This is a genomic window from Streptomonospora arabica (assembly GCF_039531585.1).
In the GTDB taxonomy this organism is placed as follows: domain Bacteria; phylum Actinomycetota; class Actinomycetes; order Streptosporangiales; family Streptosporangiaceae; genus Streptomonospora; species Streptomonospora halophila.
Map to the genome: position 1 here is coordinate 82,018 of NZ_BAAAQI010000014.1, position 25,390 is coordinate 107,407.

Below are 25,390 nucleotides of genomic sequence, written 5' to 3' on the forward strand. Positions count from 1 at the left end.
GCGGAAGCGCTATGTCCCGGCCGTCTGCGACGACGGACGCCACAGGGGCGGGCCGGCCCGAGCCGCGTACCCGCGAGGCGGCCGACGGGCAACGGGCCGCCTCCGGGCGCCACGAACGCGCCCCCGCCGCCACCCAGGAGAACCAGGGCGCCAAGCACCGCGGCGACGACTCCTTCGACGCCCGGTTCGAGAAGGTCCTGGAGAACCTGGGCGGCCGCATCCGCGCCACCGAGTTCGCTGAAGGGCTGCCCGGAGCCCGCGAGGGGGTCACCGCCCGCACCAACCTGCTGCACCAGCTCGACGACTACGTCCTCCCGCGCGTGCGCCGCCCCGAGACCCCGCTGCTGATCGCCGTCGCAGGCTCCACCGGGGCGGGCAAGTCCACCCTCGTCAACAGCCTGGTAGGCGAACAGGTCACCACGACCGGAGTGCGCCGCCCCACCACCAACAGCCCCGTGCTCGCCTGCAACCCGGCCGACGTCGACTGGTTCAGCGAGGCGTCGTTCCTGCCCACCCTGCCGCGTGTGCGCCAGCACGGCCTGGCCATGCCCGGCAAGGACGGCATGCTCGTGCTGGCCCCGAGCGAGGCCATGCCCCGCGGCGTCGCCCTGCTGGACACCCCCGACGTCGACTCGGCTGTCTCGGCCCACCACGAGTTCGCCTCCAAGTTCCTCGACGCCGCCGACCTGTGGGTGTTCGTCACCACCAGCCGCCGCTACGCCGACGCCCGCGTATGGGAGTTCCTCCAGGTGGCGCGCGACCGCGCGACGTCGCTGGCCGTGGTGCTCTCGCGCGTGCCCGAGCGCGGGCACACGCAGCTCGTCCAGCACTTCGGCGCGATGCTGGAGGCCAACGGGCTGGGCGACGCGCCCCGCTTCATCGTCCCCGAGACCGACCAGATCGCGGAGGAGCGCTTCACCTCCAACGTGGCCGATCACATCCGCGAGTACCTCGCCGACGTCGCCGGCGACCTGGTCCAGCGCGACCGCGTGTCGCTGCGCACGTTCATCGGCGTCATCGACAGCTTCCGCACCCGGGTACCCGACCTCGCCAAGCAGGTCGAGGTCCAGGTCGAGGCCCGGCGCGTGCTGGAGTCGGCGGTCAAGTCCGCCTATGAGGGCGCCGGGGCCGAGATCGACGAGGCGCTGCGCGACGGCGAGCTGATGCGCGGCAACCTGCTGGCCCGCTGGCAGGACATCGCCGCCAGCGGCGAGCTGATGCGGATGATGCGCACCCGCGGCAGGCGCAAGCCGCGCGGTGACCAGGACGAGGAGTCGCGCGTGCGGGGACTGGAACACGCCGTGCGCGACAGCCTGGAGTCGCTGGTGGTGGCCTCGGCCGAGCGCGCCGTCGAGAAGGCCGCCGACGAGTGGGAGACCGTGCCCGGGGGCGGGGACATCGTCGAGCGCGCCGGAGGACGGCGGCTGCCCGAGTCCTTCGTCGAGCGCGTCAGCGGAACCGTCTCGGAGTGGATGCACCGCGTCGGCGAGATGGTCTCCGCCGACGGCGCCACCAAGCGCTCGGTTGCGCGCGTGATCCGGTTCGACAAGCAGGCGTTCACCCTCGTGCTGATCGTGGAGCTGCTGGGCTACGACGCCGCGGGCGCCGCGTCCGAGCGCAGGTCCGGGCCCTCGCCCAACCGTCTGCTCAGAGGTGTGTTCGGAGCGGATTCACTGCGTAACATCAGTAACCGGGCGCGTGATGATCTGCGGCGGCGGATCGGCACGCTGCTCTACGAGGAGCGCACCCGCTTCACCGACACGCTGGCGGCGGTCAAGCTGCCCGAAGAGGACGACGCGGTCCAGCTCTACCAAGCGACGTACAACCTCGAGATTGCGCGATGACGACTCATTGGAACGCCGCTCACGCGGACGAGGAGCCCGGTGCGGCGGGGAACGACGGCGCCGGCCGCCCTGATCAGGGCCGGACACCGGGTTCCGGGCAGGACGCGCGCAGCGGCGACCAGCCGTGGCACGGCTACGTCGTCCCCGAGACCGAGGAGCGCACCAGGGCCGGCTGGGCGCCGCCTGCGGGGGATACGTGGCCGGCGTCGCGCCCCGTCGGGCCGCCCGCCTCGTCCTACCCCGCGCTCCGGCGCGCCGTCGACCAGCAGTCGGGCACCGACGACCCCGAGGACGAGCGGCCCGAGGCGGAGCCGCCCCGCGGCGGCGCAGCGGACGGCGCCGCCCCCACCGCACCGGTGCCCGTCGTCGGCCGTGAGGCGGAGCAGGAGCCGAAGCGGCGTCGCGCCGAGGCCGCGGACGACACCTCGGCTCGGCGGAACGGCGGCGAGGATGCCGCCGACTCGGAGGGGCCCGAGCCCTTGCCGAAGCGGCCCCCGCGCCGGTCGGCCGAGGGGTCCGGGCCGCGCCAGGCCCGGCGCGAGCAGGAGGGCGAGTCCGGGGCCGGCACCGCCGAGCCCTCCGGCCACGGCCGCCACGCCGCCGCGGCGCCGCCCGCCACCGCTCCCGCGCGCCCGGAGGGCGCCGGCCGCGGCGTTCGCCGGGGCGACCCCGACGACCCCGACCGCCTGGCCGACTGGGTCGGCAGCCTCGCCGACGCCGAGGAGACCGTCATGATCGCCGGGCGCCGTACGGGGCCGATGCCGATCGTGGACCCCGTCCAGGACACCTCCGCCGATCCCGAGCCCCGGCCGCTCCCCGAGCCCGCCGCGCAGCACGGAGCGCCCGCCGGCGCAGCCGGGACGCGCTACTGGGCGGACCCCGGCGCCACCGGCGGCGACGAGGAGTACCACCCCGCGACCGCCGACGACTTCTGGGAGCCGATGCCCGAGGTCACCCGCGAGCAGCTGATCGCCCGTCTGGACGCGGTCTCGGCGCTGGTGGGCATCGGCGCCGACGACTTCGACCCCGACCTCGTCGAGCGGGCCCAGAACCTGCTCGACCACGCCGGAGCCCGGCTGCGGCTCTCGGGCGAGCACACGGTGGTCGCCCTGGCCGGCGGCACCGGCAGCGGCAAGTCGTCGCTGTTCAACGCCCTGTGCGGGCTGGACTTCTCGCGTGTGGGCATCACCCGCCCCACCACCTCCGACGCGCACGCCTGCGTATGGGGCAACGACGGCGCCGAAGGGCTGCTGAGCTGGCTGGGCGTGCCGCGGCGGAACCGCCATTCGCGCACCAGCGAGCTCGACAGGAACGACTCCGAGCTGTCCGGGCTGCTGCTGCTGGACCTGCCCGACCACGACTCGGTGCGCGCCGAGCACACCGCCGAGGCCGCCCGCCTGATCGGTTCCTCCGACCTGCTCGTGTGGGTGCTCGACCCGCAGAAGTACGCCGACGCCGCCGTGCACCACCGCTACCTGGCCGAGATGACCGGCCACGGCTCGGTCACCGTTGCGGTGCTCAACCAGGTCGACCGGGTCGCTCCCGAGGAGCTGGAGGAGCTGCTGACCGACCTGCGCCGGCTGCTGGAGACCGAGTCGGGCGTGCATCCGCGCGTGCTGACCACCTCCACGGTCACCGGTCAGGGCATCCGCACACTGCGCTCCCTGCTGGCCGAGACCGTCTCCCAGCGCCGGGCGATGATCGACCGGCTGGCGGCCGACCTCGACCGCGTCGTCGTGGAGTTCGAGCGCTACCACGGCGATCCCGGCCAGGCCGGCACCGCGGTGCCCGACAAGGTGCGCTCCGGGCTGGTCGGCGACCTGGTGGAGGCCGGCGGGGTCGAGGCCATCGCCGACTCCGCGGAGACCGCCTACCAGCAGCGCGGCGAGGGCCGCGTCGGCTGGCCGATGGCCCGGTGGGCCAAGGCGCTGCGCCGCGACCCGCTGAGCAGGGTCGGCGGCGAGTTCGCCGGCAGCACCGAACGCTCCGCCCCGGTCGAGGCCTACGGTGCCGGCATCGACAAGGCCGCCGTGGACGTCGCCGACCACGTCGCCGGCTCACTGCCGGCGCCCTGGCCGCGCCGGGTGCGGGCGGCCGCCCGCAGCGGCCTGGACCAGCTTCCCCAGGAGCTCAGCGACGCCGTGGCGGCCTCGGTCCCCGATCCCCACGACACGCCCACGTGGTGGCGGATGGTGCAGGCGCTGCAGTACGCGCTGGTGGGCCTGGCCGCGGCCGGTGTGCTGTGGTTCTGCACGGTGCTGGTCAGCTGGCTGGCCGGCGGCCTGACGGGCGTGGCGATGCTGGACGCCCCCGTCTTCCTCGGCTTCGCCGGTGCGACGGCGGTGGCCACGCCCGTGACGGGCTGGCTGCTGGGCACCGGCTGCGCCAACCTGATCGCCGTGTCGGCGGTGCAGCGGCGCGAGCATGTCGAGCAGCGCAGCTCCCAGCGTGCCCGCGAGCTCGCCGAGCAGCGCATCCTCGCCCCGGTCGAGCAGGAGCTCGCCCGCTACGCCGAGTCCTGCGGCGCCCTGGCCACCGCGCAGGGCTCGGAGGACTGAGCCGCCCCGGTCGTTGTGCCGGGGCGGCGGTCGGCGCGGGACAGCGCGCGTCGGCGCCGTGCCCGCGCGGCACCCCGCCTTCCGTCCGCGATACCGAATTCCATCGCGTAAAGCGTCACTTAAGGCGTCCATTCGGTGACCGAAAGTGCGCGCTCGATGCCGGGTCGAACGGGGGCGGAGGGCTGTCGCGATTCGATTCGGCCGCGGGGGCGGGCTTTTCGGGCCCGCAATCCGCCGGTTCCGCTGAATGCTGCACAATCGGCGATTAGAATATCACTGACTGTGATTCATTGTGGGGCCTCAGCGATCGGCACCGGATGCGCGAGGGCACGCTCACCGCGGCCCGCGCCGCCGTCTCCGCGGTGCCGCGCTGGACGTCCTGAGCGCGAGCGGGGGAGATCCACGTGGCGGTGGCCGAGCGGAGCGCGGTGGGCCGCAAACTGCGATGGCGGTATCGCCAGCCCTCCTGGCCGCTGCTGTCCCAACCCCGCGGCCTGGCCCTACTGATCGGCGTCGTCGTGGGCGGGGCCGTCCTGCTCGGGGTCGGTGCGGCGGCCTTCACCCCCGTCCGGGGCGCGGAGCTGGCCACCTTCGGCGCACTGGTTGCGTGCGCGGGCCTGTGCGTCGAGGCCATGCGCCGGCTCGGCAAGCCCTCGGGGCTCACCCGCGACCTGCTGGGCGCCTGGTGGCTGCCCACCGTGCTGATGCTTCCGCCGCTGTACTCGCTGCTGATCCCGATACCGGTGTACCTGCTGCTGCAGTTCCGCATCCGGCGCGCGGTGGTGCACCGCAGGGTCTTCAACGCCGCGTCGGTGGGCGCCGCCGGGTTCGCCGCCTCCACCCTGTTCCACGGTGCGGTGGCGGGCGACTGGTCGCAGGCGGTGGCGCTGCCGCTGGCGGCCACCGAGGTCGCGATGTCCTCGGTGCAGGGCGCGCTGCTGGCGCTGGCCTGCTGCGCGGTGTTCACCGCGCTCAACAACCTCGCCGTGGCCGCGGCGATGTTCTTGAGTGGCACGGGCACACCGTGGCGCAAGATGCTGTGCGACCGCGAGGCGCTGATCGTCGACGGCGTCGAGCTGTGCGCCGGCATCACCGCGGCCATCGTCACCGGTCTGTCCCCGCTGCTCCTGGCCGTGGTGCTGCCGCCGGTACTGCTGCTCCAGCGCAGCCTGCTCTTCCAGCAGTTGCAGACGGCCGCGCGCACCGACCCCAAGACCGGCCTTCTCAACGCGAGCACCTGGGAGGCCGAGGCCGGCGCCGAGATCGCGCGGTCGCGGCGCGGGGGGCGGTCGGCGGCGGTGCTCATCGTCGACATCGACCACTTCAAGGCTGTGAACGACACCTACGGCCACCTGTTCGGCGACCATGTGCTGCTGGGGGTGGCCACCACCCTCACCGGGCAGCTGCGCTCCAGCGACGTCGTCGGGCGGTTCGGGGGCGAGGAGTTCGTGGTACTGCTGCCCGGCGCGGACATGGCCGAGGCGTGCCGCGTCGCCGAGCGGCTGCGCCTTCGGGTGAACAGGATGGAGCTCAAGGCCGAGGGCGCGGAGGTGGCGATCACCGTCTCGCTGGGCCTGGCCGTGCTGCGGGTCCACGGCGACGACCTCGTGGGCCTGCTCGCGGCCGCCGACCTGGCCCTCTACCGCGCCAAGGGAGCAGGGCGCGACCGGGTCTGCCTGCCGGTGGTCGCGCGGCCCGAGATCCCGGCCCAGCTCGGCGTGCACGGGGTCCCGCACGGCGGGGCGGTGCCGTCGGCGTCCGGAGCCGCGGCGCCCGAGAGCCGCGACCCGGACTGAGCGCGCCGCACCGGGCGGCACCGTCCACAGGACGCGAATCGGCGTTGCCCGAGGGCACGCCGCGAGGCGACCGTGAGTACATGGCCCAGGACAACCAGTCGCCCCAGGTCCCCTCCCGCCTCACCCTCTCCGGCCCCTCCGACATCCTCGCCGCCGTCCCCTATATCGTCGGCTACCACCCGAACGACACCCTGCTGGTGCTCGGCCTGCGCGGCGACGCGCCGCGGCTGCACACCACCTTCTGCCGCGACCTCGCCGCCGACGGGGCGGACGACGACCGCGAAGAGGCCGCCGACCGCCTCGCCGCGGCCCTGCGCGACGAAGGCTGCACCGTCGCGCTCGCCGTGGGCTACGGTCCGGCGGGCGCCGTCACCCGCAACGTCGACGCACTCCGGCGGGCCGCCGCGCGTGCGGGCGTCGCGCTGCGCGAGGCGCTGCGGGTCTCCGAGGGGCGGTACTGGTCCTACACCTGCACCTCGCCCGAGTGCTGTCCGCCCGAAGGCGTGGCCTACGACCCCTCGTCCTCGGCCGTTGCTGCTGCCGCCGTCGCCAACGGGCTGAGCGCATGGCCCAGCCGCGAGTCCATCCGCGACCACCTCGCCCCGGCCGTGGGCCCCCGCCGCGCCCTGATGCGCGCGGCCACCCGCGCGGCCGAGGAGCGCGCCGCGCGCCTGTGCGCGCCCGGGCACCGCGGGCGCGACGCCTATGGGCCGCGGTTCCGCGTCGAAGGCGCCCGCGCCGTCCGCGCCGCCGCCGACGCGGCCGCGTGCGGCGAGCTTCCCGAGGACCCCGGCCACATCGCCTGGCTGGGGGTGCTGCTGGAGTGCGTGCGCGTGCGCGACGAGGCCTGGTGCCTGATCGGCCCCGACACCGCCGAGGCGCACCAGCGGCTGTGGCGGCACGTGCTGTGCCACTGCGAACCCGGATACCGGGCGGCCCCCGGCTCGCTGCTGGCGGTCGCGGCCTGGGCCCGGGGCGACACCGCCCTGGCCGACGCCGCATTGGAGCGCGTGCGCCGAAGTGACCCCGACTACTCCATGGCGGCCCTGGTCCACCGGGCTCTGCGTGCGGGCCTGCCCTGGCGCGGCTACCCTCCGGCAAGCCTGCAGGCTGCCTGGCCGCTGGAGGACCCGTGAGGACGGCGGGACGGCCCCGTGCGGACCGCCGGTACGCGGCCGCCCGCCCCTGCTCCGCCCCGCTACGCGCTCCGCCCCGCCCGATCACCGCGGCACCGGCGGCCGGCTGGTCCCAAGCCTGTGCGCCACGCCCTAGGCTGGAAACATGCCGGAGTTCATTTACAGCTTGCAGAACGTGCGCAAGGCGCACGGAGACAAAGTCGTCCTCGACGACGTCTCGGGGCAGTTCCTCTACGGTGCGAAGATCGGTGTGGTCGGGCCGAACGGCGCGGGCAAGTCCTCGCTGCTCAAGCTCATGGCCGGGGTCGAGCAGCCGTCCAACGGCGAGGCCCGGCTGATGCCCGGCTACAGCGTCGGCCTGCTGGCCCAGGAACCCCGCCTCGACCCCGACAAGACGGTCCTGGAGAACGTCGAGGACGGCGTCGCCGAGACCAAGGCGATGCTCGCGCAGTTCAACGAGATCGCCGAGAAGATGGCCACCGACTACTCCGACGACCTGCTCGCCGAGATGGGCAGGCTCCAGGAGCAGCTGGACCACCGCAACGCCTGGGACCTCGACAGCCAGCTCGCCCAGGCCATGGACGCGCTGCGCTGCCCGCCGCCCGAAGCCGACGTCACCACCCTCTCCGGCGGCGAGAAGCGCCGCGTGGCGCTGTGCCGCCTGCTGCTGGAGCAGCCCGACCTGCTCCTGCTCGACGAGCCCACCAACCACCTGGACGCCGAAAGCGTCCAGTGGCTGGAGTCGCACCTGGAGAACTACACCGGGACCATCATCGCGATCACACACGACCGCTACTTCCTGGACAACGTCGCGACCTGGATCCTGGAGCTCGACCGCGGCAAGCTCTACCCCTACGAGGGCAACTACACCACCTACCTCGACACCAAGGCCGCCCGCCTGAAGGTCGAAGGGCAGAAGGACGTCAAGCGGCAGAAGCGCCTCTCCGAGGAGCTGGAGTGGGTGCGGTCCAACGCCAAGGCCCGCCAGACCAAGAGCCGCGCCCGGCTGCAGCGCTACGAGGAGATGGCCGCCGAGGCGGCCAAGACCCGCAAGCTCGACTTCGAGGAGATCCAGATCCCGCCGGGCCCGCGCCTGGGCACCAGCGTGGTCGACGCCAAGAACCTCACCAAGGGCTTCGGCGACGTCGTGCTGATCGACGGCCTGAACTTCTCCCTGCCGCCCAACGGCCTCGTGGGTGTCATCGGCCCCAACGGCGTCGGCAAGACCACCCTGTTCAAGATGATCGTCGGCGAGGAGAAGCCCGACTCCGGGTCCGTCAACGTCGGCGACACCGTGCAGATCTCCTACGTCGACCAGTCGCGCGCCCGGATCGACGGGGACAAGAACGTCTGGCAGGTGATCTCCGACGGCGAGAGCTTCATCCAGGTGGGCAACGTCGAGATCCCCAGCCGCGCCTACGTCGCCGCCTTCGGGTTCAAGGGCTCCGACCAGCAGAAGCCGGCCGGGGTGCTCTCCGGCGGCGAGCGCAACCGGGTCAACCTCGCGCTGACCCTCAAGCAGGGCGGCAACCTGCTGCTGCTGGACGAGCCCACCAACGACCTCGACGTCGACACCCTGGGCTCGCTGGAGAACGCGCTGCTGGACTTCCCCGGCTGCGCGGTGATCACCAGCCACGACCGCTGGTTCCTGGACCGCGTCGCCACCCACATCCTCGCGTGGGAGGGCGGCTCGGACTGGTTCTGGTTCGAGGGCAACTTCGAGGCCTACGAGAAGAACAAGATCGAGCGGCTGGGCGCCGACGCCGCGCGGCCGCACGCGGTGACCCACCGCAAGCTGACCCGCGACTGACCACCGGTCGGCGACCTCCGGCACCGGTTCCTCCGGGGGCGGCGCGCTCTCGCGCACGCCGCCCCCGGAGCGGCCGCCGCCCGCGCCGCCGGTGATCGGCATCGCGGGGCGAGGACTCGCGCCGCGGTGCGGCACCGCATAGGCTGACCATCGACTATGACTTCCCCGCGCGAAGAACCCCAGACGTTCTATGACGCCGTCGGCGGCGAGGAGACCTTCGTCCGCCTCGTCCGCCGCTTCTACCAGGGCGTGGCCGAGGACCCCGTCCTCCGGCCGCTCTACCCCGAAGAGGACCTCGGTCCCGCCGAGGAGCGGCTGCGCCTGTTCCTCATGCAGTACTGGGGCGGCCCCCGCACCTACAGCGAGCGGCGCGGCCATCCCCGGTTGCGCATGCGGCACTTCCCCTTCCGCGTCGGAACGCGCGAGCGCGACCACTGGCTGACCCACATGCGCGCCGCCGTCGACGAACTGGAGCTGCCCGAGGCTCTGGACCGCCAGCTCTGGGAGTACCTGGTCTACGCGGCGCACAGCATGGTCAACGCCCCGGACGAGGCACCCGGCGGCGAGACCCGGCTGGGCGTGCAGAGCCCGCCGGAGTAAGCCGGCGGGCCCCACCGGGCGCGCCCGCGGCCCCGCGCCGGCGGCGGGTCATCCGGCCGGGGCTTCGAGGCCGGCCGGCACCGCTCGGTGAACAGCCGCCGCATCCGCTCCCAGCGGTCGGGCGCGTCCAGCCGGCTCCACAGCAGGCGGTACACGCGGCCGTAGCCGAGGACGCCGGTGTCCATGCCCGGAGCCCGGAGCAGGTCGAGCGCGCGGTCCGCCTCGGACTCGCCGAGCAGCGCCCACCTGGCGAGGTAGGCGGCCGTTCCGAGCTCGGACCGGACCTCGTCCTGGACGGAGTCGAAGCCCGGATCGCCGCCTCTCCCGGCGCCGGCGGGCGGGGCGGCGGGGGCCGGTAGCCGGGGCCGCCCGGAGCCCGGCGCTCAGCCGGCCGGCCGGGGCCTGCGCAGCCCCCGGCGGGCGGGCGCGGGTACCACCGCCGCCGCGGCCGTGCAGAAAAGCGCCGCCGCGGCGTAGACCGCGTCGATCCCCAGCCACGTGATCACCAGGCCCATGAGCACGGGGGCCACGGTGTTGCTCAGGGCCTGCAGCGAGTTCTGCGCGGCCATCGCGCGTCCGGACCAGGCCATGCCCGCGGTCTCGGCGACGGCGGTGAAGGTCAGGCCGTTGTGGCTCACCGCGAGTACCAGGCAGGCCAGCAGCAGCGGCACCGCGGCGTCCGGGACGAGCGCAGGCGAGAGCGACAGCAGGAGAAGCGCCGCCGCGGAGAGGAGCGCGAGCACGCGGACCGGCCGCAGGCGGCTGCCCAGCCGGTCGGACACGACGCCCAGCAGCATCCGGTTCACCGCTCCGCAGGCCTGCGTCACCGCCACCGCGGCGCCCGCGGCGGGCGCCGACCACCCGTGCTCGCTCACCAGGTAGACGAGCGCGTAGGTCATGACGCTGAACTGCGGCACGCCCAGCAGCATGCTGGCGCCGTGGACGCGCCAGATCACCGCGTGCCGGTAGGGGGAGCGCGCGGCGGGTTTGGCGGCGGGGGAGTCGTCGGCGGTCGGCGCGGCGTCTCCTCGGGCGCCCTGGTCGTCGGCGGCGTCCCCGGCCGTCCGGGGAGGGCGGGCGAAGACCAGCACCAGCGGGACCATGACGATCGCGAGAGCGGCGGGCAGCGTCATCGCGGCGACGAACCCCCAGCGCTCGGCGACGAGCGGCATCAGCGCTGCCGATCCGCCGACGCCGATCGGCTGGGCGGTCTGGCGGATGCCCATCGCCAGGCCGCGCCGGCGGATTTCGAACCACGACATCACCAGGCGTCCCCCGGCGGCGTTGACCGGGCCGCCGGCGGCGCCGACGCACACAAGGACGGCTCCGGCGCCGAACACGCCGTCGACGGTGCCCAGCAGTGCGAGGCAGCCCGCGGTCAGCGCCAGGCTGGCCGCCATCGTGAACCGCTCGCCGTAGCGGTCGATGACCACGCCCCAGCCGAACAGGGTCGTCAGCAGTCCGAGCGCGGGCAGTCCGGCCAGCGTCCCGGCCTGGGCGATGCTCAGCCCGAACGCCTCGCGCAGCTCCGGCAGCACGAACGGCACCCCGAACAGCGCCCCGACACTCGCGACCTGCGATACGACGGCGATACACAGGATGATCCAACGCCTGTTGCGCACCGGGTCAGCCTAGTCAGCACCGTTGAGCGGGGACGCGGCGGGGATCGCCGGGCAGCGGGCGGTGCCAAGGCCGCGCGAGGCCGCGGGAGGCGCTGTGGCGCGGCGGCCGCGGCCGCCGCGCCACAGGTGCGGTCTCTCGGGTGCTGGGGGAGGGGGTCAACCGGCGGCGTCGTGCGCCGGAGGTCCGAGGGTCAGCTGACCGAGATGTTGGAGCTGCCGCTGCTCTGGTAGCCCTCGGTCGCCATGATCATGTAGTAGTCGAAGCTGCCGAGGTTCATACCGCTTCGGGCCCACGCGTTGAAGTGGTTTCCGGTGGTGATGGTGCCGCCGGTCTTCTTCGACCGGCGGACGCTCCAGAACTGGGGGAAGGTCGCGGTGCCTTCCACGGAGGGGGCGTCGTAGCGCATCGTGCGGTAGATGTCGTAGGTGCCGCCGTCGCTGCTGACGGCGCCCCGGTACTCGCCTTCGGGCCGGTAGTTGCCCCAGTTGTCGACGATGTAGTACTCGACGAGCGGGTTCGACGTCCACCCGTAGAGGCAGAGGTAGCCGTTGCCGGAGGGGTTGAAGCCGCCGGAGTAGTGCACGGTCCTGCGGCCGCCGTTGCTCCAGCCCTTGCCGCAGACGAAGTTCCCGGTGTCCTGCCAGGACATCCGGTAGCTTCCGCCGGAGCTCAGGGTCATGGACACCCATCCGCCGCCGTCGGACCAGAACGAGTAGTAGTAGCCGTTGTGCATGCCGGTCTGGTTGGAGGTGATGGTCGTGTCGGCGAGGGCGGTGCCGGGAAGCATCGCCGCGGCGGGTACGGCGAGCGCCGCGGCGCCGGCGCCGCCGATGAGTCTCCGGCGGCTGATCCCGTGGTTCTGGGGCTCGTTCATCTGCGTGTCTCCTCCTGGTCGAAGCCGGCAGGGCCGGACTTTGGGGGATGCGACCCGGCGGCGTTCCGGCTGCCGGCGTGCGGCGCCGGGCGCCGGAGCCGGACAGGGCGGCGGGGGAGGCCCGCTCGCGTCCGGTCGGCGGCCGCTAGGGCGGATCGCGGGGGGCGATCCCGGTCGACGTTGGTTCGGTCACGAACAGATAGTGTTGGCCCGATTCCGATAAGTTGTCAATACTTTCCGGAAATATTGCGGAACAGGGGGCGCGGTCAGTCGCTGGTTAGGAGCGCGTTTGCGCAGATCAAAGGGCGATGGGTTCGCTGCGGCGGGATCAGCTCAGCCGCAACCGCCGAATGAGTGAGCGCGATGGCGGGTGAAGTCCCGAAACTTATCGGAATTTGGCCGGGGTCCGGTATCGGAGGGTCCTCTACCCGCCGCCGGGCCGCACCGGCGGCGTTCGAGCGCCGCGCCGTCCTGGTCAGCACCGTCGACCGAGGCGCCGGGAAGCGGCGGTCCGGGAGGTGCCGGGAAGCGTTGTGGGGCGGCGGCCGCGGCCGCCGCCCCACAGGTGCGGTTTCGCGGGTAACAGGGGGACGGCGGTGCCGGCGTCCTGCCCGGACATCCGGTGGCTTCGGCCGGAGCTCAGGGCCGCAGCCACCGGCGCGCCGGACCGGCACGCACGACCTACGGCTCGGGGACCTTGGTGAGCACCATGGACGGAGGCCCGTCCGGATCGCCTCTGAACGCCAGCTCTCCGCCGCCGGTCGCGTAGAGCTGGATGCCGGAGATCCTGCCGGGTGCACTCTCGTCGAGCGACAGGTAGACGAAGTCGTCGGAAGCCGGGTTGCCGATGAACTCCCACGTGCCGCTGAAGTCGGAGGCGCCGGGGTACACGCCCGTCAATACGGCGGTGGCGGTGAACGTCCCGCCGGGATCGAGCTCCACCTCGCCGCCGGCCGCGTCGCTGCGGTATACGCCGGGAAGCTCGCCGGGGTCGACGGGGGCCATGCACCCTGAGGTGAGTACCGTGCAACCGGTCAGGGCGGCGACGAGCCACGGTGCGTTCGTCTTTTCGCCTGTCACGGGCCTAGCGTAACGTCCGGTCCCACGAGCTGGTTCTTGGGGCCGCCTCGGCCCGGAGCCGCCGGCGACTGTCTGGGCGAACGACCCGGCGGTGCCGCTCCACCCTGCGCGCACGCGCTTTGCGGGCGCGCAGGCCGCAGACCCGATGTCCGGCTCGCTGGTGCGGCCGGGTGGCCCCTTCCGGCCGCCCCGGGGGCGAAGCCGCGTCGAGGCGCCCCCGCGCGGTGCTCAGCCCTCGGGCAGCAGGAAGTCGTCGAGGTAGTCGCGCTCGTCCTGGTCGAGGCGGCGGATGGACTGGCCCTGCACGTCGTAGCCGACGAGGACCGAGACCGCGCGGGCGTAGACGTGGTCGTCGTCGCAGATCTCGTAGGCCAGCCGGAAGCTGGCGTTGCGGACCTCGGTCACCCGCGTCTCGACGCGGACCGGATCGCTGCGCAGCAGGATCGGTTTGAGGTAGTCGATCTCGTGGCGGGCCACGACCAGCCCGCCGAACGGGCTGGGCCGCCCGGACCCGGAGTCCGGCCGCAGGAACGCGATGCGGGCGTCCTCGAGGTAGGTCAGCATCCGCACGTTGTTGACGTGGTTCAGCGGATCCAGGTCGGCGAAGCGCACCTGCGCGTGGAAGACGTGCCGGCGCGGCCCGCCGGCCTGCTTCGGCGCGTCAGCCTGCGTAGCGGCCTCCACCACGGCGATCCACCCTCCCGACGGCGACTGTGCGGACACATAACCCGTGCCCGTCCGCCAACGCTATCGGCCCTCGCGGTCCGCACGGCCGCCGGGGCCGTGCCGAGGCGGCGCGGCCCCGCTCACTCCGGGGCGGTCTCCAACCCGGTGAAGCGGGCGAGAAAAGCCAACTGGTCGGCGCTGAGGCCGATCGTGCGGGAGATCGCCCGGGTGCTGTGGCCGACCTCGGACTCCCGGCGCAGCAGGACGGGCCGCTCCCGCAGCGGGGCGGCGGTCGCGTGCTGCAGGGCGGCGCACATCTTCCGGGCGTGCATGGGGTCGACCCGGCTGTCGTTGTCGAAGACGGTGAACAGGGTCGCCGGATACACCGTGCCGTCGGCCACCCGGTGGTAGGGGGAGTAGTCCAGCAGCCAGCCCAGCGCCTCGGGATCGGACGCGCTGCCGTACTCGACGTTCCACAGCTCGCCCAGTCCGAAGCGCTCATAGCGCACCATGTCCAGCAGCGGGGCCGAGCACACCGCTGCGGCGAACAGGTCGGGCCGCTGCGTGAGGGCCGCTCCGACCAGCAGGCCCCCGTTGCTGCCGCCCATCACCGCCAGCTGTCCGGGCGTGGTGCGGCCGGACTCGATCAGGTGCTCGGCCGCCGCCGCGCAGTCGTCGAAGACGTTCTGCTTGGCGCCGAGCATGCCCGCGCGGTGCCACTCCTCGCCTTCCTCCAGCCCGCCCCGCAGGTTGGCCACCGCGTAGACGCCGCCGGCGCGCACCCAGCTCAGCGCGGTCGCGGAGTAGCCGGGCGTCATCGCGATCCGGAAGCCGCCGTAACCGTAGAGGATCGCCGGGCGCGGCCGCTCCTCACCGGCGGGGAAGACCACCAGCATGCGCACCGCCGTACCGTCGCGCGAGGTGAAGGCGACCTGCTCGGTGCGGACGTCGGGCACCTCGGGCGCGCCGGGGGCCGCCGCCCACAGCGACAGCCGCCCGTCGCGCGCGTCGTAGGCGTAGACCGACGTCGGCGAGGTGGTGTCGGTGTAGCCGAACCAGGCCTCGTGCCCGCCCTCCGGCCGTGCCGTGAACCCCCCGACCGACCCCAGCCCCGGAAGCTCCACCGCGCCGCGGCGTGCGCCGGTTTCGAGGTCGTGCACGGTGACCTCGCTGATGGCATGGCGCTGCCACGACACCAGCAGCACGCCTCCGTCCGATTGCGGCCCGTCCAGAACCGCGAAATCCATCAGCACGGCGTCGGGATCGGCCGCCACGAGCGTGCGCCAGCGCTCGGGGCCGGGCGTGCGCGGGTCGGCCACGCACAGCCGCCCCCGCGGAGCGCCGCGGTCGGTGAACACGTACATCCGCCCGTCGCGGCCCACCGACGGCAGGACCTCGGCGTCGTGGCCCTCCTGGACGGTGACGAAGCGCGGCCGCTCCCATCCGTCCTCGGCCAGGTCGGCGATCCAGGCGTCGTTGCTCGCCGAGGTCCCCTTGGCGGCCGTCAGCACCAGCCAGCGTCCGTCCCGGCTGACCTCGACCCCGTAGTGCTCGGTCTTGTCCCGGCCCTCGCCGAAGACCAGCACGTCCTGGTCGGTGGGCGTGCCGACGCGGTGCAGGTAGACGCGGCGGTGGTACTGCTCGTCGCCCTCGGGCACCTGCCCGGGCGCGAGGCGGCGCACGTAGTAGAACGCCTCGCCGCCGGGCAGCCACGCCACCGGCGAGTAGCGGCACCGCTCGATGGGCCCGTCGACGACCGCGCCGGTGTCGACGTCCATGACCCGCAGCAGCGACTCCTCGTCGCCGCCCGCCGAGAGCTGGTAGGCCAGCAGCCGCCCTTCGGGATCGGGCCGCCAGGAGTCCAGCGTGGTGCCGCCGCTCGGATCCAGCGCCACCGGGTCGATCAGCGGGCGCTCGCGCGCCGCGCCCAAGCCGGAACCGGGCTCGGCCAGGTACAGCACACCGTGCTCCTGCTCGCCCGTACGCCGCATGAACAGGCAGCGGCCGCCCCGCCAGGCCGGCGCGCCGACGAACCCCGCGCCGAGCAGCGCCCGGATGTCCTCGGCGAAGTCCTCGCGCCCCTGCCACCGCCGCGCCTGCTCGACGTACAGGGCGTCCTGGGCGTCGCTCCACTCCTTGGACTCCGGGGAGCGGGGCTCCTCCAGCCAGCGGTAGGGGTCGGCGACGCTTCGCCCGTGCAGGACCTCAACGCAGTCGGTGCGCTCGGCGGCGGGATAGCGAGGTTCAGGCATGTCCAGAACTCTATCCGCCCGGCGCGGCGCGCCTCGGACACGGCCGGACGCCCCGGCACGACCATGGATTACCCGGTGGTTTTCGCCGCCTCCACATAATTGGGGTGGCGGCGGAGCGGTCCGACCAAGCACACTGAATGCGGGACGTTACTCGGCGGGAACCACCCACGGGAGGTCCGTGTGGCAACGCGAACACCACCGGTCATCCGACCGGTCGACAAGGAGGCCTCCTGGCTGGCCGATCGGCTTGCCGGGGATGAGACACGGCCGCCCGCAGCGGCGGTCGGGGAGAAGCCGTGAGCGGCGCGCGCAGTACGGAGGGCGGCTCACTACACCGCCATGTGCTGCTGCTCAACGCCAGCTACGAGCCGCTGACCACGGTACCGCTGCGGCGGGCGATCCTGCTCGTGCTTCGGGACAAGGCCGAGGTGGTGCACGGCGACGCCGGCGGCACCGCCCTGCACTCGGCCACCACCGCGCTCTCGGTGCCCTCGGTCATCCGGCTCCGACGCTACATCAGGGTTCCGTACCGGCGCCGCGTCCCCCTCACGCGGGTGGCGCTGATGCGCCGCGACGGCAACCACTGCGCCTACTGCGGAAAGCGGGCCGAGACCATCGACCACGTCATCCCCCGAAGCCGGGGCGGTGCGCACGTATGGGAGAACGTAGTGGCCTCCTGCAAGCCGTGCAACCACCGCAAGGCCGACCGGCTGCTCGACGAGCTCGGCTGGAAGCTGAACGTCACCCCGACCGTTCCCCGCGGGCTGCACTGGCGGCTCATCAACGGCGAGAACCACGGCGACCCGCAGTGGGCGCCGTACATGGCGCGGGCGGCCGCCTGACCCGCTGAAGCGACCCCGCCCCGGCATCCGGGGGCGTGCGGGCGGTCGCGGGCGGCGCGCCATACGGTGCGGGCGCCCGACGGCGGGCCTGAAGGGTCCCACCCGCCGCCGGGCGCTTATTCTTGTTCGCATGCCACGCTATGAGTTCCGCTGCCGCGAATGCGGCGAGACGTTCGAGCGCTCCCGCCCGATGGCGGAGTCGGCCGAGCCCGCGGCGTGCTCCCGCGGCCACGACGACACGGTCAAGCTGCTGTCCACCGTCGCCGTGGGCGGAGCGGCCCCGGCCCCCGCCGCGGGCGGCTGCTGCGGCGGGGGGTGCTGCGGAGGCTAGCCCTCGATCTGGGCGACATCGCGCGCCGCGCCGGTGGAGGCCGAGGTGGCCATCGCGGCGTAGGCGCGCAGCGCCTGGGTGACCGGGCGCTCCCGGTCGCGGGGGCGGAACGTGCCCAGCTCGTCGAGCAGCGCCGCGCGCCGGGAGTCCAGCTCCTCGCCCGCCACGTCCAGCCGCATCGAGCGGTTGGGGATGTCGATGACCACGGTGTCGCCGTCGCGCACCAGGGCGATGTCGCCGCCCTGGGCCGCCTCGGGCGAGGCGTGGCCGATGGACAGCCCCGAGGTGCCCCCGGAGAACCGGCCGTCGGTGATCAGCGCGCAGGCCTTGCCCAGGCCGCGCCCCTTCAAAAAGCTCGTCGGGTAGAGCATCTCCTGCATGCCGGGACCGCCCTTGGGGCCCTCGTAGCGGATGACGACCACGTCGCCGGGCTCGATCCGCTTGTTCAGGATGCCGTCGACGGCGTCCTCCTGGCTCTCGAACACCTTCGCCGGCCCGGTGAAGGTGTAGAGCTCCTCCTCGACGCCCGCGGTCTTGACGATGGCGCCGTCGGGCGCGAGGTTGCCGTAGAGGACGGCCAGCCCGCCGTCGGCGGTGTAGGCGTGGGCGACGTCGCGGATGCACCCGGCCTCGCGGTCGGTGTCGAGGGTCTCCCACCGGGTGTCCTGCGAGTAGGCCTGCGTGGTGCGCTTGCCGCCGGGCGCCGCGTGGAAGAGGTCGCGCGCGTCCTCGTCGCAGGTATCGGCGGTGATGTCCCAATGGGCCAGGTACTCGCCGAGGGTGGCGCCGTGCACCGTGGGCACCGAGGTGTCCACCAGCCCGCCGCGGGCCAGCTCGCTCATGATGGCGGGGATTCCGCCCGCCCGGTGCACGTCCTCGATGTGGTACTTGTCGGTGTTCGGCGCGACCTTGCACAGGCAGGGCACCCGGCGCGAGAGCTCGTCGATGTCGGGCAGGCCGAACTTCACGCCCGCCTCGGTGGCCGCGGCCAGCAGGTGCAGGATGGTGTTGGTGGAGCCGCCCATGGCGATGTCCAGCGCCATCGCGTTGGCGAAGGCCGCGGGCGAGGCGACGGACAGCGGCAGCACCGAGGAGTCGTCCTGCTCGTAGTAGCGGCGGGCGGCCTCGACGACCTTGCCTCCGGCGCCCTCGTAGAGGCGCTTGCGGTCGACGTGCGTGGCCAGCACCGTGCCGTTGCCCGGCAGGGCCAGGCCCATGGCCTCGGTCAGGCAGTTCATCGAGTTGGCGGTGAACATGCCCGAGCAGGAGCCGCAGGTGGGGCAGGCGGCCTCCTCCATCTCGTCGAGCTGGGACTGGGAGACGCTCTCGTCGGCCGAGGCCACCATCGCGTCGATCAGGTCCAGCTTGCGCTCGGTGACGGCGGTGCCGTTGACCACCGTGGCCTTGCCGGCCTCCATCGGCCCGCCCGAGACGAAGACGGTGGGGATGTTCAGCCGCATCGCCGCGAGCAGCATGCCGGGCGTGATCTTGTCGCAGTTGGACACGCACACCAGCGCGTCGGCGCAGTGGGCGTTGACCATGTACTCCACGGCGTCGGCGATCAGCTCGCGGCTGGGCAGCGAGTAGAGCATGCCGCCGTGGCCCATGGCGATGCCGTCGTCGACGGCGATGGTGTTGAACTCCCGCGGTACTCCGCCGGCCTCGCGCACGGATCCGGCGACGACGTCGGCGACCTCGCGGAGGTGGACGTGGCCCGGCACGAACTGCGTGAAGCTGTTGGCGATCGCGACGATCGGCTTGCCGAAGTCCTCGCGTTCCACGCCGGACGCGCGCATGAGGGCGCGCGCGCCTGCCATGTTCCTGCCGTGGGTGACGGTGCGTGAGCGCAGCGCGGGCATGGGGTGCTCCCATCGACGCCAGGGGCGTTGACGACATGTCTTCCCCTCCGATGGTAGCCCCGCCGAGGACCGGAAACGTCTCGGCACCAAAGATCGGGTGTCCGCATGATGAGATAGTGCGAGGAAGTGCGCCCGGGGAGCGGTCCGCGGACGCCGAACGCGCCGGACCTCGCCGGTCCGGCGCGTTCGGCGGGCGTGTCGGTGCGGGCGGACGGAAGGGGCGGGTGAAGGGCGGTTCCGGGCGGCTCCGGCGGCTCAGTAGCGGGCCGGCAGCACGGTCTCGGCGGCGCTGGCGATCTCCTCGATCTCCTTGTCGGACAGCCGGTCGTTGCCGCCGCGCAGCCACTTGCGGACCTTCGTGCCGGCGATGACGTCGACGCCGCGCAGGTTGTGGCTGTCCCAGGGCAGGGTGGGGCCGTAGATCGCCAGCGAGGGGCGCACCCGAATGTCGCGGCCGAGGCGCTCGGCGATGAGGCGCTCGGCGGTGCGCGCCTCCTCCAGTGCCTCGTCGATGCGCTCGTTCTTGGAGAACTTCCCGTGGTAGAGCTTCTCCAGCTTGTTGCGCAGCGGCAGGCGCTTGTCCCAGGCCTCGGAGTCGATCGCGAACGCGCCGCGCCGGCCCACGATGAAGTGGTCGATCTGGCCGTTGCCGCCGGGGATGCCGCGGGCGTGCAGGACGCGGTAGCCCAGGCGCTTCATCACCCGCAGTTGGGCCTCGGTGCGGCGCTGCGCCGCGGAGGCCCTGCGCCAGCGCGGGACCTCGGAGTAGCGCCGAGAGGAGTGGACGATGAGGGCGACGAGCGCGGCCGCGGCGAACGTGGCGCCGATCCGCCAGTCCTGGGTGAGGAAGCCGCCGACCGCGCCGGCGGCTGCCGCGGCGCCGCCGCGCAGCAGCCAGCGCCGACCCGATGCCGAGGTCAGCGCACCGTAGGTCTTGCGGGCCGTGGCCTGCGATGTGCCGGTGCCCCTGGAACTCGTGTCGCGGGAACTACTGAAGGGCGAACCGGAGCGGCTCTGCTGCGCGGCGCCGTTGACTGAGGTTGCCGAATCCACGCTGGAAAGAGTAGTTCGATCCATATGCGAGTCCTAGTACATCGAATCTCACACTTTACTTCCCCGGCCTCTGGTGCATTCTCACGTGTGCATACGGTTGCTTCGGGGAAAGACAGTCCTTCCCCCTGCTTCTCTAGAGAGGCACCTTCGACAGCATCCCCGGGCCGAGCGGTTCTAACACCGCCTGTTGCGGACTACGCTCTGATCGCATGGCCGAGATCCACGAGCTGACGGCGATCCAGCAGGCCGAGGCCGTCCGGCGCCGCGAAGTCTCCCCGGTGGAGATTGCGGAGCACTACCTCACGCGTATCGAGCGCCTCGATCGGCAACTCGGGGCATTCATTGCGGTTACGGGTGAATCCGCGCGCGACCAGGCCCGAAAGGCGGAGGAGGAGGCGCTCTCCGACACGCCGGGCGAACCCCCTCCGCTTCTGGGCGTGCCGATTCCGATCAAGGATCTGGACCCCGTGGCGGGCCTGCCGCACACCTCGGGCTCGGCCGTCCACGCCGACCGCATCGCCGACACCGACTCCGACGTGGTCGCCGAGCTGCGCGCGGCCGGCGCCGTGTTCACCGGCAAGACCAACACCCCGGAGTTCGGCTGCGCCTGCTACACCGAGAACGACCTCGCCCCCGCCGCACGCACACCGTGGGACCTCTCCCGCTCGGCCGGAGGGTCCAGCGGCGGGGCGGCCGCGGCCGTGGCCGCGGGGCTCGCCCCGGCGGCCCACGCGAGCGACGGCGGCGGCTCCATCCGCATCCCGGCCGGCGCCTGCGGCGTGTTCGGGATCAAGCCCACCCGCGGGCGGGTGACCCAGGGACCGGTCAAACCCGACTTCATCGGGCTCGCCACCGCCGGACCGATCGCCCGCACCGTCGCCGACGCCGCCCTGGTGCTGGACATCATCTCGGTCAACCGCCCCGGCGACTATTTCACCGCACCGCCGCTGGGACCGGGGGAGACCTTCCTCGGCCACGCGCTTCGCGAGCCCGGACGGCTGCGCATCGGCCGCTACTGCACCTCGCCGGTGCCCGGCGCGCCCGTCGACCCCGAGGTTCGGTCCGCCTGCGAGGAGACCGCCAAGCTCCTGGCCGACCTCGGCCACGACGTCGAGGAGATCGACCCGCCGGCCGACACGGCGATGCTGGAGGACTTCGCGCTCGTCTGGTCGGCGATGGCGGCCGCCGAGCGGATCGACCCGGCCGACGAGCACCGGCTGCGCCCGCTCACGCGCCATCTGCGCGAGCGCGCCGCCCGGTCCTCGGTCGCCGACTACATGGGCGCCGTTGCCCGGCTGCAGAACAGCGTGCGCGCGCTCCTGCCGCGCGTGCTGCCCTACGACGCCGTGCTCGGCCCGGTCACGGCCGCGCCCCCGGTCGAGGTGGGCCACTTCGGCGACGACCCCGCCGAGGAGATGCGCCTGATGACGGAGTACGCGCCGTTCACCTCGCCGGCCAACATCACCGGCCAGCCGTCGGTGAGCGTCCCCCTGCACTGGACCCCGCAGGGGCTACCGGTGGGCGTCGGCTTCACCGGCCGGCCGGGCGGCGAACCTACTCTGCTTTCGCTTGCGGCCCAGCTGGAGGCGGCGCGTCCGTGGGCGGACCGCCGGCCGCCGGTGTGGCAGGGGTGACGGCCTCCGGGCGGACGGCGGTCGAGCGCAGGCCCAGCGAGGCCAGCGCCGCCAGGCCCGCCGCGATCGCCGCGCCCGCGGCGCCGGCGGCGACCCCGCCCGCGTCGATGAGCCAGCCGGTCATCGGCGCCGCGAGGGAGATCCCCGCGGTGATCCCCGAAGCGAGCCAGCCGTAGGCCTCGCCCCTGCGGCTCGCGGGCGCGGCGTCGCCCAGGCGCTCGGTCACCGCGGCGATCGTCGGCGCGATGGCCAGGCCGCCCGCGAACAGGACCGGTGTCAGCAGCCACGGCGACGGCAGGTGCAGCAGCGGCGGCAGCAGCGGGACGAGCAGCGCCGCGCCGGCCGCGGTGCCCAGCGCGCGCCGCGCCGGCCGGGGCGGTCCGGTGAAGGCGCCCGAGAGCAGCCCGCCCACGCCCGAGCCCGCGGCGTAGACCGCCATCAGTGCTCCGGCGAAGCCCGGCGACCCCATCTCGCGCGCCCACGCCACCATGGTCAGATCCACCGCGCCCAGGCCGACCGCCAGCAGCGCCGTCATACCCAGCACCAGCGCGATCTGCGGGTTCCGCAGCAGCGAGCGGGCCGCGCTGTGCTCCGGGCCCCCGTCCGCTCCGGCGGGATCGGCGGGCAGGGGCTCCGACAGCCCCGCTCGCCGCAGGCTCCACGCGAATCCGGCGGCGCCCAGACACGGCAGCACGGCCATCACCGCCACCCCGAGGCGGCCGCCGCCCAGCGCCACGGCAGCCGCCGCCAGCAGAGGTCCCGCGATGAACAGCAGCTCCTGCAGCGTGGCCTCGGCGGCGAACATGGTCTGGCGGGTCGGGCCGGAGGTGATGCGCGGCCAGATCGAGCGCGCGATCTGGGTCGCCGGGGGCTGGAACAGCCCGGTGGCCAGCGCCAGCGGCACCGAGGCCCACCACAGCTCCGCGGGCAGCAGCGCCAGCCCGGCCAGCCCGGCGCCGTAGACCGCCGCCGAGGTGAGCATCAGCCGCGCCTTGGAGCGGCGGTCGGCGAGGCGCCCCCGCAAGGGGCCCGCCACCGCCGTTCCCACCGTCAGCCCGCCCGCGACCAGCCCCGCCAGGCCGTAGGAGCCCGTCCAGCCGGCCACCAGGAACGTCACCGCGATCGGCAGGCCGCCCAGCTGCAGCCGCGCGCACAGCGACCAGAACAGCAGAGCCGGCAGATGGGGAACCGCGAAGAGCCGGCGGTAGGAGGCGAGCATTGTCGGCATCGTATCGGGAGAATGCACCAGAAGAAGTGGCAATAGGAATTTAATGCGCTTTCCCGGCAAACCTCACATTCACCTGCCGGGAAAGCGGGAGCGGGCATGGCGCAGCCGCCACGAATCCGCGTGGTGCGGCATTATCGTTGTCTGTGAGCGATGCGGAGCTGGCCCGGCTGGCCGAAGAATACGGCGTGGCTACCACCTACGAGGACTGGCGCGGCGGCCGCGTGTACGTCCCGGTCGACACGCTGCGCCATGTGCTGGGCTCAATGGGCGTCGACGCCTCCTCGCCCCGCACCGCCTTGGAGGCGCACTGGGCACGCCAGGCCACGCGGCTGCTGCCCCCCTGCGTGGTCACGCGGGTGGGCCGCCCCCCGCAGCTGCCGCTGCCCGACCAGTCGCGCTGCTGGGTGGAGAAGGCGGGCGGCGGCTGGAGCGAACCCGGCCCGCGCCTGCCGCTGGGCAGGCACACCCTGCACGTGGAGAACGGGGCGGTGCGCCAGCAGGCCCCGCTGCTGGTGGTGCCGGACCGGCTCGACCCCCGCCCCGGGGAGCGCCGGGTCTGGGGCATGATGGCCCAGCTCTACTCGCTGCGCTCGCGCGCCTCCTGGGGCATGGGCGACCTGCGCGACCTCGCGGAGCTCGCCGACTGGAGCGCGCGCGACCTGGGAGCCGACTTCACCCTGGTCAACCCGCTGCACGCCACCGAGCCCGTCAACCCCATCGAGCCCTCGCCCTACTTCCCCGTCAGCCGCCGCTACGGCGGCCCGCTCAACATCCGCATCGAGGACATCCCCGAGTACGCCGCCCTGGAGCCCGCCCAGCGCGAGTCCATCCAGCGCCTGGCGCGGCCGCTGCGGGAGCACGCCCGCACCGCCGACCTCCTCGACCGCGACGCCGTCTGGGACGCCAAGCGCGCCGCGCTGAGCATGCTCTTCCAGGTGCCGCGCGCACCCGCCCGCGAAGCCGCTTACCAGGCCTTCCTGGCCCGCGAGGGCGCCGCGCTGGTCGAGTACGCCACCTGGTGCGCCCTGGCCGAGGAGCACGGCCGCGACTACCGCGCCTGGCCGGCGGGGCTGCGCGACGTCTCCAGCCACGAGGTCGGCGCCGAAGCGCTGCGCCGCTGGCCGGGTGTGGAGTTCCACCGCTGGCTGCAGTGGGTCCTCGACGACCAGCTCGCCGCGGCCCAGGCCGGAGCGCGCGCCGCCGGCATGGCCGTGGGCATCGTGCACGACGTGGCGGTGGGGGTGCAGCCCGGCGGAGCCGACGCGTGGATGTACGCCGACTCGCTTGCGCCCGGCGTCAGCGTGGGCGCGCCTCCCGACGAGTTCAACCAGCACGGCCAGGACTGGGGCCAGCCGCCGTGGCATCCGGTCCGCCTGGCCGAGCGGGCCTACGCGCCCTTCCGCCAGGTGCTCGGCCAGGCGCTGCGGCACGCCGGCGGGCTGCGCATGGACCACGTGATGGGCCTGTTCCGGCTGTGGTGGGTGCCCGAGGGGGCGGCGCCCGACCAGGGCACCTATGTGCGCTACGACCACGAGGGCATGGTCGGCAGCCTCCTGCTGGCCGCCCACGAGTTCGGCGCCACCGTGGTGGGCGAGGACCTGGGCACGGTCGAGCCGTGGGTGCGCGACCACCTCGGCGAGCGCGGCGTGCTGGGGACGTCGGTGCTGTGGTTCGAGCGCCGGGACGACGGCAGCCCCCGCCGCCCCGAGGAGTGGCGCCCCGACTGCCTGGCCACCGTGGCCACCCACGACCTGCCGCCGGTGGCCTCCTACCTCTCCGCCGAGCACGTGGAGCTGCGGGACCACCTGGGGCTGCTCGGCCGCTCCGCCGCCGCCGAACGCGCCGACGCCGAGGCGCAGGTGGCGGCCTGGCGCGACCGCCTGGTGGAACTGGGCCTGCTGGAGCCCGACGCCGACCTGCTCTCCGAACCCGCGTCGGTCGTCTCCGCGCTGCACGCCTACCTCGTGCGCACGCCGGCGCACATGATCGGGATCTCGCTGGCCGACGTAGTGGGCGACCGGCGGATGCAGAACCAGCCGGGGACCAGCGACGCCTACCCCAACTGGCGCATCCCGCTGACCACCGCCGAGGGGGAGCCGGTCCTGCTCGACGAGCTGATGGCCGACCCGCGCCTGGCCGAGCACGCGCGCCGGACGCTGCGCCCGCTGATCGAACCGTCCTTCCTGGAGTCCTGAGCCGGGCCG

18 protein-coding genes are annotated in these 25,390 nt (G+C 73.6%); 10 read left to right on the plus strand and 8 right to left on the minus strand.

Features of this window, described 5'->3' with window-relative positions:
• The first annotated feature begins 11 nt into the window (after positions 1-11).
• The 6 genes from ABD284_RS19600 to ABD284_RS19625 all read left to right on the plus strand — a co-directional run bounded on the left by ABD284_RS19600 (position 12) and on the right by ABD284_RS19625 (position 9,744).
• On the plus strand, positions 12-1,844 hold the full coding sequence (locus ABD284_RS19600; RefSeq protein ID WP_344145554.1) for a GTPase: 1,833 nt from the start codon (positions 12-14) through the stop codon (positions 1,842-1,844).
• Positions 1,841-4,402, plus strand: coding sequence for a GTPase (locus ABD284_RS19605; protein WP_344145556.1), 2,562 nt, complete (start codon positions 1,841-1,843; stop codon positions 4,400-4,402). Before ABD284_RS19600 ends, ABD284_RS19605 begins: the two co-directional genes overlap by 4 nt.
• Positions 4,403-4,806: 404 nt before the next feature.
• Positions 4,807-6,198, plus strand: coding sequence for a sensor domain-containing diguanylate cyclase (locus ABD284_RS19610; RefSeq protein ID WP_386699605.1), 1,392 nt, complete (start codon positions 4,807-4,809; stop codon positions 6,196-6,198).
• A gap of 80 nt (positions 6,199-6,278) precedes the next feature.
• The gene (locus tag ABD284_RS19615) at positions 6,279-7,334 is read left to right on the plus strand and encodes a DUF4192 domain-containing protein (RefSeq protein WP_344145560.1); all 1,056 of its coding nucleotides are present in this window, start codon (positions 6,279-6,281) and stop codon (positions 7,332-7,334) included.
• A gap of 145 nt (positions 7,335-7,479) precedes the next feature.
• Positions 7,480-9,144 carry an energy-dependent translational throttle protein EttA gene (ettA, locus tag ABD284_RS19620; protein WP_344145562.1) on the plus strand — a complete coding sequence of 555 codons (1,665 nt, stop codon included), beginning with the start codon at positions 7,480-7,482 and terminating at the stop codon, positions 9,142-9,144.
• Between the two features lie 156 nt (positions 9,145-9,300).
• On the plus strand, positions 9,301-9,744 hold the full coding sequence (locus ABD284_RS19625; RefSeq protein WP_344145564.1) for a globin: 444 nt from the start codon (positions 9,301-9,303) through the stop codon (positions 9,742-9,744).
• A gap of 383 nt (positions 9,745-10,127) precedes the next feature.
• Here ABD284_RS19625 and ABD284_RS19630 read toward each other — a convergent pair whose 3' ends face one another.
• The 5 genes from ABD284_RS19630 to ABD284_RS19650 all read right to left on the minus strand — a co-directional run bounded on the left by ABD284_RS19630 (position 10,128) and on the right by ABD284_RS19650 (position 16,239).
• Positions 10,128-11,366, minus strand: a complete 1,239-nt coding sequence (locus tag ABD284_RS19630; RefSeq protein WP_344145566.1) for an MFS transporter — start codon at positions 11,364-11,366, stop codon at positions 10,128-10,130.
• A 191-nt stretch (positions 11,367-11,557) separates the two neighbouring features.
• Positions 11,558-12,241: a glycoside hydrolase family 11 protein gene (locus ABD284_RS19635; protein WP_344145568.1), complete on the minus strand. Its 684-nt coding sequence runs from the start codon at positions 12,239-12,241 to the stop codon at positions 11,558-11,560.
• Positions 12,242-12,922: 681 nt separating this feature from the next.
• Complete coding sequence (locus ABD284_RS19640) at positions 12,923-13,321, minus strand: hypothetical protein (protein WP_344145570.1); 399 nt, start codon at positions 13,319-13,321, stop codon at positions 12,923-12,925.
• A 228-nt stretch (positions 13,322-13,549) separates the two neighbouring features.
• On the minus strand, positions 13,550-14,008 hold the full coding sequence (locus ABD284_RS19645) for an acyl-CoA thioesterase (protein WP_344145572.1): 459 nt from the start codon (positions 14,006-14,008) through the stop codon (positions 13,550-13,552).
• Positions 14,009-14,127: 119 nt separating this feature from the next.
• Complete coding sequence (locus ABD284_RS19650; protein ID WP_344145574.1) at positions 14,128-16,239, minus strand: prolyl oligopeptidase family serine peptidase; 2,112 nt, start codon at positions 16,237-16,239, stop codon at positions 14,128-14,130.
• Between the two features lie 341 nt (positions 16,240-16,580).
• Here ABD284_RS19650 and ABD284_RS19655 point away from each other — a divergent pair, with 341 nt between their 5' ends.
• Together ABD284_RS19655 and ABD284_RS19660 are read left to right on the plus strand one after the other, a co-directional pair.
• On the plus strand, positions 16,581-17,081 hold the full coding sequence (locus tag ABD284_RS19655; RefSeq protein WP_344145639.1) for an HNH endonuclease: 501 nt from the start codon (positions 16,581-16,583) through the stop codon (positions 17,079-17,081).
• 130 nt (positions 17,082-17,211) lie between these two features.
• A complete protein-coding gene (locus ABD284_RS19660) occupies positions 17,212-17,412 on the plus strand; it encodes an FmdB family zinc ribbon protein (RefSeq protein ID WP_344145576.1) in 201 nt (66 codons plus the stop codon).
• Here ABD284_RS19660 and ilvD read toward each other — a convergent pair.
• Entirely contained in the window at positions 17,409-19,271 is a 1,863-nt protein-coding gene (ilvD, locus tag ABD284_RS19665; RefSeq protein ID WP_344145578.1) for a dihydroxy-acid dehydratase, read from the minus strand. The genes ABD284_RS19660 and ilvD overlap by 4 nt on opposite strands.
• 255 nt (positions 19,272-19,526) lie before the next feature.
• Positions 19,527-20,324 carry a nuclease-related domain-containing protein gene (locus ABD284_RS19670; RefSeq protein WP_344145580.1) on the minus strand — a complete coding sequence of 266 codons (798 nt, stop codon included), beginning with the start codon at positions 20,322-20,324 and terminating at the stop codon, positions 19,527-19,529.
• 209 nt (positions 20,325-20,533) lie between these two features.
• On the opposite strand from ABD284_RS19670, the gene ABD284_RS19675 reads away from it, so the two are divergent.
• Positions 20,534-21,958: an amidase gene (locus ABD284_RS19675; protein ID WP_344145582.1), complete on the plus strand. Its 1,425-nt coding sequence runs from the start codon at positions 20,534-20,536 to the stop codon at positions 21,956-21,958.
• Here ABD284_RS19675 and ABD284_RS19680 read toward each other — a convergent pair.
• The gene (locus ABD284_RS19680) at positions 21,879-23,177 is read right to left on the minus strand and encodes an MFS transporter (RefSeq protein ID WP_344145584.1); all 1,299 of its coding nucleotides are present in this window, start codon (positions 23,175-23,177) and stop codon (positions 21,879-21,881) included. The two genes, ABD284_RS19675 and ABD284_RS19680, sit on opposite strands and share 80 nt — an antisense overlap.
• A gap of 152 nt (positions 23,178-23,329) precedes the next feature.
• On the opposite strand from ABD284_RS19680, the gene malQ reads away from it, so the two are divergent.
• Positions 23,330-25,381: a 4-alpha-glucanotransferase gene (gene malQ / locus ABD284_RS19685; protein ID WP_344145586.1), complete on the plus strand. Its 2,052-nt coding sequence runs from the start codon at positions 23,330-23,332 to the stop codon at positions 25,379-25,381.
• Positions 25,382-25,390: the final 9 nt, after the last annotated feature.

Bases quoted from the DNA above. Each gene is read 5' to 3' on its own strand.
- ABD284_RS19605 (WP_344145556.1), top strand. From the start codon at position 1,841: ATGACGACTCATTGGAACGCCGCTCACGCGGACGAGGAGCCCGGTGCG.
- ABD284_RS19650 (WP_344145574.1), bottom strand. From the start codon at position 16,239: ATGCCTGAACCTCGCTATCCCGCCGCCGAGCGCACCGACTGCGTTGAG.
- ABD284_RS19660 (WP_344145576.1), top strand. From the start codon at position 17,212: ATGCCACGCTATGAGTTCCGCTGCCGCGAATGCGGCGAGACGTTCGAG.
- ilvD (WP_344145578.1), bottom strand. From the start codon at position 19,271: ATGCCCGCGCTGCGCTCACGCACCGTCACCCACGGCAGGAACATGGCA.
- ettA (WP_344145562.1), top strand. From the start codon at position 7,480: ATGCCGGAGTTCATTTACAGCTTGCAGAACGTGCGCAAGGCGCACGGA.
- ABD284_RS19680 (WP_344145584.1), bottom strand. From the start codon at position 23,177: ATGCTCGCCTCCTACCGCCGGCTCTTCGCGGTTCCCCATCTGCCGGCT.
- ABD284_RS19635 (WP_344145568.1), bottom strand. From the start codon at position 12,241: ATGAACGAGCCCCAGAACCACGGGATCAGCCGCCGGAGACTCATCGGC.
- ABD284_RS19615 (WP_344145560.1), top strand. From the start codon at position 6,279: ATGGCCCAGGACAACCAGTCGCCCCAGGTCCCCTCCCGCCTCACCCTC.
- ABD284_RS19625 (WP_344145564.1), top strand. From the start codon at position 9,301: ATGACTTCCCCGCGCGAAGAACCCCAGACGTTCTATGACGCCGTCGGC.
- ABD284_RS19600 (WP_344145554.1), top strand. From the start codon at position 12: ATGTCCCGGCCGTCTGCGACGACGGACGCCACAGGGGCGGGCCGGCCC.
- ABD284_RS19675 (WP_344145582.1), top strand. From the start codon at position 20,534: ATGGCCGAGATCCACGAGCTGACGGCGATCCAGCAGGCCGAGGCCGTC.